We start from the raw sequence: 10,252 nt of genomic DNA on the forward strand, positions 1-10,252 counted from the left end.
CGATCTGGAAAGAAAACCAAAGAAGACCCAAACAGCGAAGAAAAACCAGCTTTACATCAAAGCCTCGAAGAACACCCAGTTTCACGCCAGCGGATGGCGACCAGTTTCAGGTTGGCCGCGACACTGAGTTCCGACGTCGGCCAATCGAGCCTCGGCTCCGGCAGCCTGGGCTACTCCGCCGGACCCGGGATCCAGTGGAACATCCTCAACTACGGTCAGCTCACCAACAACGTGCGCGTGCAGGACGCCAGGCTCCAGGGGCTGCTCGTCGACTACCAGAAGGCGGTGCTCAAGGCCCAGCAGGAGGTGGAGAACGGCATCACGGAGTTCGGCCAGTCGCGCAGCGAGGCCGCCTTCCTGCAGACGAGCGTCGTGGCCGCGACTGGCGCGTTCCAGATCGCACTCCTCCAGTACAAGGAGGGCACGGTCGACTTCACCGTCGTGCTGAATGCCGAGGAAAACCTCTACAAGGCGCAAAACAGTCTCGCGATCGCGCAGGGCAACATCCCGCTCGGCCTGATCAAGGCCTATCGAGCGATGGGGGGTGGATGGGAATTGCGCAATGGTCGCGATTTCGTGCCGCTGGCGACGCGGGAAGAGATGGCAACCCGGACCGATTGGGGGACGCCTGACCTCTTGCGACCGCAAGCGCCCGGTCTGCCGGGGCCCGAGGACGTCGGGCCGCTGGTCCGGCCACCGGCGTGGTGATCCGGTGAACGCGCCCGAGTGCACCGGAAGCCGCAGATGATGCCTTCAAGCGCGCGCCGCTGCCGCGGGCTGGTGCGCCTGCTTGCCGTCGTGGCGGCGACGCTGTCGATCGGCGGCTGCAGGGATGCGAAGGAAGCCGCGACCCCTCCGCCGCCAGCGGTCACGGTAGCGAAACCTGTCGCCGAGAGCGTCGCAAACTACCTCGACTTCACCGGCAACACGGCAGCGACGCAAAAGGTCACGGTGATGGCCCGCGTCGAGGGTTATCTCGAGAAGATCCACTTCACCGACGGTCAGCAGGTGAAGAAAGGCGATCTCCTCTTCACCATCCAGCAGGCTCAGTATCAGGCGCAGCTCAGGCAGGCGCAGGCGCAGGTGGCGGTGCAGAAGGCGGCGCTCTGGCACGCGACAACCGAGCTGCGGCGCTACACGGGCTTGGTCAGGCAGGACGCCGCGACCCAGACCCAGGTCGACCACTGGCAGACGGAGAAGGATCAGGCAAGGGCCAGGCTGATCTCCGCCCAGGCCCAGACGGAGATCGCGCAGCTCACCCTGAGCTACACGCTGGTCAGGGCACCCATCGATGGGCGTATCGGCCGGCACCTCGTCGACCAGGGCAACCTGGTCGGCGGCGTTGGTCAGCCAACGGCCCTCGCCGAGATCGAACAGATCGACCCCATCTACGTGTACTTCACCGTCGACCAGCGCGAGCTTCTCCAAGTGATCGAACGGCAGAAGACGCTGCCGCGGGGCGCGATCACCCGGGGGCTGGTTCCGGTGGCGTTCGGTCTGCTCACCGATAACGGATATCCGCACCAGGGGCACCTGGACTTCGCTGCCATCGGCATCGCGCCCACGACCGGAACCCTTCAGGTGCGGGGCGTCTTCGCCAATCGCGACCGGGCGATACTTCCCGGCCTCTTCGCGCGGGTGCGGGTGTCAGCCCTTGAACAGAAGGACGCGCTCCTGATTCCCGGCGATGCCGTCCGCTTCGACCAGCAGGGGGAATACGTCCTCGTCGTCAATGCGAAGAACGTCGTCGAACGCCGCGGCGTGAAGGTCGGCTTGCAGGTCCGCGACCGTCTCGTCGTCAGCGAAGGCCTGACTGCGGACGATCTGGTGATCGTCGAAGGACTGCTGCAAGCCGTTCCGGGTCGCGCGGTGAGCCCGAACCCAGTGGCCAGCACCGAGCCAGCGGCTCGAGCCAAACCGGGCAGCTGAATCGCGGCGGCGCCGGCATGTCCAGATTCTTCGTCGAACGGCCGATCCTCGCCAATGTCATCGCGATCATCATCGCGGTGCTCGGGCTCGCCTGCCTGGTCACCCTTCCCGTCGCCCAGTATCCCCAGATCGTGCCGCCGACGATCCAGCTTGCGACGACCTACCCGGGCGCCAGCGCCGAGGTCGTGGCGACCACCGTCGGCATTCCGATCGAGCAGGCGGTCAACGGCGTGGAGAATTCCATCGCCATGCAATCGACCAGCGGCAGCGACGGCAGCTACACGCTCACGCTCACCTTCGAAGTCGGCACCAATCTCAACACCTCGATCGCGCTGGTGCAGAACGCGCTCAACAGCGCGCTGTCGCAGATGCCGCAGGCGGTCCAGGCGCAAGGCGTCACCGTGCAGAAGGTCAGCACCAACGTCCTGCTGATCGGCAGCCTCTATGCCGACGACGACCGCTTCGACGAGACCTTCCTCAGCAACTACGCGCTGATCAATCTGCAGAGCCCGCTCGCGCGCCTGCCCGGGGTCGGCCAGGTGCAGATCCTCGGCGCCGGGCCATACAGCATGCGCATCTGGCTCGACCCGACGAAGCTCCAGTCCTACGGCCTGACCGTTCTCGACGTCCAGAACGCGATCCAGAACCAGAACCTGCAGGTCGCCAGCGGGCAGCTCGGTGCGGCGCCGGTTCCATCCGACCAGATCTTCCAGTTCACCGTCTTGACGCTGGGGCGACTGTCCGACGTGGCGCAGTTCGAGAACATCGTCGTCAAGAGCAAGCCGCCATCGAGCCAGGGCGCCCAACTTCTGAAGGCGACGCCAGCGCGAGAGACCGCCGCGATCGTTCGGCTCAAGGACCTGGCCAGGGTCGAGCTGAGCCAGCAGACGTTCGCCACCTTCTCCGGTCTCAGCGGCAGGAAGGCGGCCCAGATCAACGTCTACACGCTGCCCGGGGCAAACGCCCTCAAGGTGGCGGAGGAAGTGCGTCGGTCGATGGCTCAGATGCGCGAGAAGTTTCCTCCGGGTCTCGAGTACACGGCGCTGCTCGACACCTCGGCGTTCATCGGCGATTCGATCCACGGCGTCTACCTGGCACTGATCGAGGCCGGTGTGCTGGTGCTGATCGTCATCATGCTGTTCCTGCAGAACGCGCGCGCGATGCTGGTGCCAGTCATCACGGTGCCGGTGACGGTCATCGGCGCCTTCGCGGCGATGGCGGCGCTCGGCTTCACGGTCAACCTGATGACGCTCTTCGCGCTCATTCTGGCCATCGGCATCGTCGTCGACGATGCGATCGTGATCGTCGAGAACACCTCGCGCCACATCGAGCAGGGGCTGGCGCCCAAAGACGCGGCAATCAAGGCCATGGCCGAGCTGACGGGCCCGATCCTGGGCATCACCCTGGTGCTCACCGCCGTCTTCTTGCCGGCGTCGTTCCTGCCGGGGATCACCGGCCAGATGTTCCGCCAGTTCGCGCTCGTCATCGCCGCCACCGCAATCATCAGCGCGCTGATCGCGCTGACGCTGAACCCTGCGCAATGCGCTCTCTACCTCAAACCGCAGACCAGCGAACGCCGGGTCAACGGCTTCTACCGCGGCTTCAACCGGGTCTACGAAGCCGTGGAGGGGCGCTATATCGGAGCCGTGCGCTGGCTGACGGTTCATCCGCGCAGCATGGGGTGCCTGTTCCTGGCGATCGTCGTTCTCGCCGGCGCGGCCTTCGCACGGCATCCGACCGCGTTTCTGCCGGTCGAGGACCAGGGTTACTGCTTGGTCGTCGCTCGCCTTCCCCCCGGGGCCGCCCAGCCGCGCGTCCGGGAACTGGCTGCGGACATCGACGCGGTGCTCGGCACGACCCGAGGGATCAAGGGGTGGGTGACCAGCGGTGGCTACTCCGCGCTCGACTCCGCCACGCTCTCGAACGTCGTCACCGGGTACGTGATGTACGACGATTGGGACCAGCGTCCAGCAGGTTTCTCCCAGGCGAAGGTCATCGCCGAGCTGCGGGAGCGGCTCGGTGCCATCCGCAAGGCGGAGTTCGCCGTCCTCATTCCCCCGCCGATTCCCGGGCTCGGGCAGGCGGGTGGTTTCGAGATGGTGCTCGAGGACCGTGGCGGCATCGGCCCGCGTCCGTTCCAGGACGTCGTGCGACAGATCCTGTCGAACGCGCGCGAGCAAGCGGCGCTGCGTGGCATGACGACGACGTTCAGCGTCGACAGCCCGCAGCTCTACCTCGACATCAACCGGACGATGGCCGAGTCGCTGGGAGTGACGATCGACGACGTTTTCCAGACGCTGCAGACCTATCTGGGCTCGACCTACGTGAACCAGTTCAACAAGTTCAACCAGAGCTTGCAGGTGCGGGTGCAGGGCGAGGCCGATCACCGCCGGCAGCTGCAGGACATCGCCGGGCTCCACGTCGCCAACCGCAGCGGGCAGATGGTGCCGCTCGGCGCGATCGTCAGCGTTCGCCGGATGCTCGGCTCGGAACTGATCACCCGCTACAACCTTTACCCTTCCGCATCGGTCGTCGGCGGTGCGGCACCGGGCTTCAGCTCCGGGCAGGCGCTGGACGCCATGCAGCGTGTGGCGGTGGCGAGCATGCCTCCGGGCGCGGGCTACGACTGGACCGGACTCGCCTACCAGGAGCGGCTGGCCGGCAAGCAGGCCTACTTCATCTTCGCGCTGTCCCTGACCCTCGTCTTCCTCGCCCTCGCGGGCCAGTATGAAAGCTGGACCGATCCCGCGGTGGTGATCCTGTCGGTGCCGATTGCGCTGGTCGGGATCGTCGCCGCGCTGGCGATCCGCGGTTTTCCGGCCGACCTCTACACGCAGATCGGCCTGGTCCTGATGATCGCGCTGGCGGCGAAGAACGCGATCCTGATCGTCGCGTTCGCCAAACAGCTTAGGGCCGGCGGAATGCCGGTGGCGGACGCGGCGGTCGAGGCCGCGCGCCGCCGCTTCCGACCGATCGTCATGACTTCGATCGCCTTCATCCTCGGCGTGGTACCGCTGCTGACGGCGACCGGCGCCGGCGCCGCCAGCCAGCAGGCACTCGGCACGGTCGTCTTCGGCGGCATGATCGCCTCGACCCTGCTCGCCATTCCGTTCGTGCCCGGCTTCTATGTCGTGATGGAGAACCTCGCCGAGCGCAGGCGGAAGCGGAGGAGCGTCGCCGGCGACGCCGGGCGCGCGCCGGCGCAGGCGTCGGACGCGCCCTAGGCGAGCGAGCGGCGGAGGCGGCCCCGACTCATGTCCAGGTTCTTCATCGACCGGCCCGTCCTCGCCAACGTCATCGCGCTGGTCACGCTCCTGCTGGGTGCGGTCTGCCTGTACGGTCTGCCCGTCGCCCAGTACCCGCAAATCGTCCCGCCGACGATCCAGGTGGCGACCAACTTCGCCGGCGCCAATGCCGAGACGGTGGCGCACACGATCGGCATTCCGCTCGAGCGCGCCATCAACGGCGTCGAAAACTCGATCTACCTGCAATCGACGAGCGGGAGCGACGGCAGCTACACACTCACGGTCACCTTCTCCATCGGCACCGATCTCGATACGTCGCTGGCGCTGGTGCAGAACGCGGTGAACAGCGCCGTGCCCCAGTTGCCGCAGCCGGTGCGGGCGCAGGGGGTGACGGTGCGCAAGGTCAGCACCAACATCCTGCTGATCGAGAGCCTCTACTCGCAGGACGATCGCTTCGACGAGACCTTCCTCAGCAACTACGCGATCGTCAACCTGCTGGGCCCGCTGGCGCGCCTGCCCGGTGTCGGCCAGGTCCAAATCTTCGGCGGTGCGCCGTACAGCATGCGCGTCTGGCTCGACCCGGCGAAGCTGAAGGCCTACGGCCTGACCGCCATGCAGGTGCAGAAGGCAATCGAGCAGCAGAACGCGCAGGTTGTGGCGGGGCAGATCGGCGGCCCGCCGACGGGCGGCGACCAGATCTTCCACTTCACCCTGAACGCGCTGGGTCGACTGTCCGGCGCCGCGCAGTTCGAGGACATCGTCGTCAAGAGCGAGCCGCCGCCGATCCGGAGTTCGGGCGCTTCGACTGGCGCCCAGGTGATGCAGACCGCTTCCCTGGTGCGCCTGAAGGACGTCGCCAGGATCGAGTTGAGCCAGCAGGCATTCACCGTATTCTCTAGCCTCAACGGAAAGAAGACCGCGCACGTGGCGGTGTTCGCGCTGCCGGGAGCCAACGCGCTCCAGGTGGCTGGCGAGGCGCGCGCCCTGATGGCCGAGATGGGCAAGGTCTTTCCGCCCGGCCTCGAGTACACCGCGCTCTACGACACGACCGTCTTCATCCGCCAGTCGATCAGCGCCGTCTACGAAACCTTGATCGAGGCGGGCGTGCTGGTGCTGCTGGTGATCATGCTGTTCCTGCAGAACGCGCGCGCGATGCTGGTGCCGGCGACCACCGTGCCGGTGACGATCATCGGCGCCTTCGTGGCGATGGCGGCGCTCGGTTTCACCGTCAACCTGATGACGCTCTTCGCACTCATTCTGGCCATCGGCATCGTCGTCGACGATGCCATCGTGATCGTCGAGAACACCTCGCGCTACATCGAACAGGGTCTCGCGCCCAGGGAGGCGACGATCAAGGCCATGGGCGAGCTGACCGGTCCGATTCTCGGCGTCACGCTGGTACTCACCGCGGTCTTTCTGCCGGCGTCGTTCCTGCCCGGGATCAGCGGCCAGATGTTCCGCCAGTTCGCGCTCGTCATCGCGGCCACCGCAATCATCAGCGCGGTGAATGCGCTGACGCTCAAGCCGGCACAGTGCGCGCTCTACCTGAAGCCGCGCCCGCAGGAACACCGCGTGAACTGGTTCTACCGCGGCTTCAATCGCGCGTATGGCGCGCTGGAGCGCCATTACCTCGACCTCGTCGGCTGGATGGCGCATCGGCCGCGCCGCATGGCGTGCGTCTTCCTTGCGCTGGTCGGAAGCGCCGCCGGCGTCTTCGCCGTCTATCCCACGGCGCTGATGCCGCTCGAGGACCAGGGGTACTGCGTCGTGATCGCCCAGCTTCCGCCCGGCGCTGCGCAGCCGCGCGTCCGCGAGGTCGCTTCGAGCGTCGATTCCCTGCTCGCCAAGACCGCCGGCGTCAGAGGATGGGTGACTATTGGAGGCTATTCCGCGCTCGACTCGGCCAAACTTTCCAACGCGGTGACGACCTTCGTGATCTACGACGACTGGGACAAGCGCCCCGCGGGATTCTCCCAGCTGCAGCTGATCGGCGACCTCCAGCAGAAGTTCCAGTCGATTCCCCAGGCGAAGTTCGCCGTCCTCCCGCCGTCGCCGATCCCCGGCTTGGGGATCGCCTTCGGCTTCCAGATGATGATCGAGGATCGCGGCGGCCTCGGGGCACGCCGGCTGCAGGCGGCGACGGACGCACTGCTGGGCAAGGCGAGCGACGAGCCCGGCTTCCTTCGCCTCGGTTTCACCACCTTCAACGCGGACAGCCCGCAGCTCTTTCTCGATCTCGACCGCAGCATGGCAAGAGCCCTCGGCGTCTCCATCGACGAGGTGTTCAAGACGGTGCAGACGGATCTCGGCTCGAGCTACGTGAACCTCTTCAACAGGTTCAATCAGAGCTTCCAGGTGCGAGTGCAGGCCGATGGGGAGTACCGCCGGCGTCCGGATGACCTCAGGAATCTCGCCGTCGCCAACAGCGCCGGACAGATGGTGCCGCTAGGCGTGCTCGCCGAACTGCGCCCCACGCTTGGATCGGAGCTGATCTATCGCTTCAACCTTTACCCGGCGGCCGCTCTCATCGGCATCCCGATGCCAAAGTACAGCTCGGGCCAGGCGCTCGACCGGATGCACGACCTCGCGTCGGGCACGCTGCCGCCCGGCATGGCCTACGAGTGGACCGGGCTCGCGTACCAGGAGAAGCTGATGGGCAACCAGTCCTATCTCCTGTTCGCGCTGTCCATTACCCTCGTCTTCCTCGTCCTCGCGGCGCAGTACGAGAGCTGGGTCGATCCGGTCGCCGTGATCCTGACCGTGCCGATGGCGCTTGTCGGTATCGTGATCGCGCTGCTGCTGCGCCGCTTCCCGATCGACATCTACACCCAGATCGGCCTCGTGCTGATGACCGCCCTTGCCGCCAAGAACGCGATCCTCATCGTCGAGTTCGCCCGCGTGCTGACGACCGCGGGAATGACGCCGACCGAGGCGGCGATCGAAGCGACGCGCCGTCGACTCCGGCCCATCGTCATGACCTCGGTTGCGTTCATCCTCGGCGTCGTGCCGCTGCTGACCGCCTCGGGGGCGGGAGCCGCCAGCCAGCAGGCACTTGGCACCGTGGTCTTTGGCGGCATGGCTGCGTCCACCTTCCTTGCCATTCCCTTCGTTTCCGTCTTCTACGTGCTCATGCGCTGTCTTGGCGACCGACGCGGAACGTGCGCCTGATTCCCAATCAAGTGGCGCATCCGCCGGGCGTCTAAATGAGGCGCTTCGAAGTGCGCGTTGACTTGAGACGTCTTCCGAAGAGATCGGCACTACGGCAGGCCGGGCCTTGCACGGGGGATGGATGGTCATGACGACCAGGCGCGGATTCCTAGAGCGCTCGCTGCTCACCGTGTGCGGGTGCCGCGGATTGGCAGCTGCGGCACGCGGCGCGCCGCAACTGCGCGTGGAAGACGACCGGCGTCTGGCCGACGAAAGCCGGCGATTCGAAAGTCGAGATCCGTGGAAACGGCGGGGCCTGGGGCGGAAGGGTGGTCTGGCTAGCGTCACCGGAGCGCGATGGCCGGTCGATCACCACAAGGGAGATCGCTGCGACGGTCATCTGTTCATCACCGTCCTGGCTTACCAGTGTGTGCAGCTCCTCCGCATGACTCCAAAGGCGGCCGGCCGGCATTGACGAGAGTTGGGCGACTCGGCGCGAAACCCTCTCAGTACAGTTCCGGGTGACGGAAAGCTTACGCCCGCGCGACGGACGCACGCTGAAGGTCCGCAAGCCCACCGCCGCCGAACCCGAGCTGATGGCCATCTGCCGGGCCCCGGGCATCAACCCCGAACCAGGAGGAACGAGAAAGCCGATCAATTGAACCAGCATGACATGGCCGGGTGCGCCAATGGGCGCCCACCACGTCAGCAGCCACCGCGAGCGCGTCAGGTCGGCGTTGGACTACGCCGTCAGCCTGACTCACACTGAGCAACACTTTGCGCAGCCTGGGGAGTCGATCGCTCCGCAAGGGCTGTTCGGATCGATCGGTGACCCGGCCTCGATCGACCGGTCCCTGCTCAAACGCAAGAGCCTTTCGTTGCACTGGGGGTTGATGTTCACGTGCTCCCCATTCGAGACCGATGACATGGTCCGCCGAGGGCGGCTGTTGTGCGAGATCGCCGAGATGGTGGACCAGGGGCAACCCCGCAGCACCCTCGTCGAGTACTACGTCATCATCAATGCGGCCAACCTGAAACGTGCGCACGCGATCCCCGAATCAGGAAGAGCGCGCGGAAAGCCCGTGCCCGATGGCTCCCGATGAGCGCTGTCGGCGGGTAGCCGGGGCCTTCCGTCTCGACGGCGCCTTGTCTCAGGTTGAGTGTCCAACGACCTGAAGCACGAGCGGAGGACATGACTGGCCGCTTGCCCTTGCCGAGGAGCCTGACGGTTTGCCGACGGCGTTCAACTGCATTGGGATGTGCGTCGCTACCGGCAAGCGTTGTTGAAGCGTGGCGCCTGCGAACGACCGCATCCGATCTTGCCAAATGGCGGTAATCGACCCCAAGCGGCCATCCAGACTTCCCTAAAGCCGCCGTTCAGGCGGGCTAGGTTTCCGCGAGATCCGCTGCCCCTCGGCGCTCACGAAACCTGACCCTTTTTCGCTCGCGGAAACGGATCCAGGAGATGCGCAGGAGTCGGTAATCTGCACGATGTAGGCAGTGACCGAACGGGGTTTTGCGGAGCCGCGACGCCGCCGCGGCGCGCTCCGATGACGGTTTTTTGAGGGAACTGGACACGCTTCGCGCGTGAGGAAGGGAAGCCTCGGAGTTGGGTCAAGGGCAGGCTGCGGTTTTTTGCAGCCTGGCGAAGCTTCCCTTGACGCAGCGGAGGGGCGCTAAGCTGTGAGGTGGCAGTAAGTGCGGTATCGCGCTTACTGCCATAGAGACCGAGGCCGTCTTTACGCGCGCCGCATGTGCCCGGATCGCCATCCGTCAGCCACTTACGCCCTCGGTGCAGTCAAGGCGACAAGCGGGCGCGAGGGTTGGCTGTGTGCCCAGCGAGCGAGCAAACGCCCGCGGCGTCACGCTGGTCAGGAAGCCGCAGACTCGTCCGGTGGAACTGTTTTCCTCGACGCCGAGCGTTTACCCGC

General features: G+C 66.0%; 5 protein-coding genes. All 5 read left to right on the plus strand.

What is annotated here, in order from left to right; all coding sequences use genetic code 11:
• Positions 1-708 (plus strand): TolC family protein (locus Q1L50_RS01205; protein ID WP_300335296.1); only part of this gene is annotated, 708 nt, incomplete at its 5' end.
• 18 nt (positions 709-726) lie between these two features.
• A complete protein-coding gene (locus tag Q1L50_RS01210) occupies positions 727-1,929 on the plus strand; it encodes an efflux RND transporter periplasmic adaptor subunit (protein WP_300335298.1) in 1,203 nt (400 codons plus the stop codon).
• 17 nt (positions 1,930-1,946) lie between these two features.
• Positions 1,947-5,153, plus strand: coding sequence for an efflux RND transporter permease subunit (locus Q1L50_RS01215; RefSeq protein ID WP_300335300.1), 3,207 nt, complete (start codon positions 1,947-1,949; stop codon positions 5,151-5,153).
• Positions 5,154-5,183: 30 nt separating this feature from the next.
• A complete protein-coding gene (locus Q1L50_RS01220; protein ID WP_300335301.1) occupies positions 5,184-8,342 on the plus strand; it encodes an efflux RND transporter permease subunit in 3,159 nt (1,052 codons plus the stop codon).
• 647 nt (positions 8,343-8,989) lie between these two features.
• Positions 8,990-9,424, plus strand: coding sequence for a zinc-binding dehydrogenase (locus tag Q1L50_RS01225; RefSeq protein ID WP_366145198.1), 435 nt, complete (start codon positions 8,990-8,992; stop codon positions 9,422-9,424).
• The last annotated feature ends 828 nt before the right edge of the window (positions 9,425-10,252 follow it).

This window comes from Accumulibacter sp. (assembly GCF_029255145.1).
In the GTDB taxonomy this organism is placed as follows: domain Bacteria; phylum Pseudomonadota; class Gammaproteobacteria; order Burkholderiales; family Rhodocyclaceae; genus Accumulibacter.